Origin of the sequence: Halomonas sp. ND22Bw, assembly GCF_003011945.1 — a bacterium.
Lineage (GTDB): Bacteria > Pseudomonadota > Gammaproteobacteria > Pseudomonadales > Halomonadaceae > Halomonas > Halomonas halophila.
In genome coordinates this window covers 1-266 of record NZ_PXWD01001012.1, presented here as the reverse complement: position 1 = coordinate 266, position 266 = coordinate 1, and the positions used below count along the sequence as shown (strand labels likewise).

1 protein-coding gene is annotated in these 266 nt (G+C 64.7%); it reads right to left on the bottom strand.

Annotated features, from left to right (window positions below; genetic code table 11):
- Positions 1–266 (bottom strand): hypothetical protein (locus CVH10_RS21230; RefSeq protein ID WP_146143228.1); only part of this gene is annotated, 266 nt, incomplete at both ends.

Sequence of the window (266 nt, the reverse complement as noted above, 5' to 3'; positions counted from 1 at the left end):
TCCAGTCCGCATCGGCATGGAGCTGGGCCTGCTGCTGGACGTAGGTCTGTTGGAAACCATCAAGCTTCGCGTTCAGCGCCTGGCGTAGCAGGTCCACCGTCCTGTCCAGCAGCGGGCGAACCGGGTCGGGGTCGGCCAGCATGCTGCGCTGCGCCGCAATGGCGTCCAACTCTGCCTTCAGCGTGGCGTAGGGTCCGAGCGCCTTGGAGTGGCGCAGCAGGTCGTTCAGCTTGTGCCATACGGGCAAGCGTTTGGCAATGTCGTCA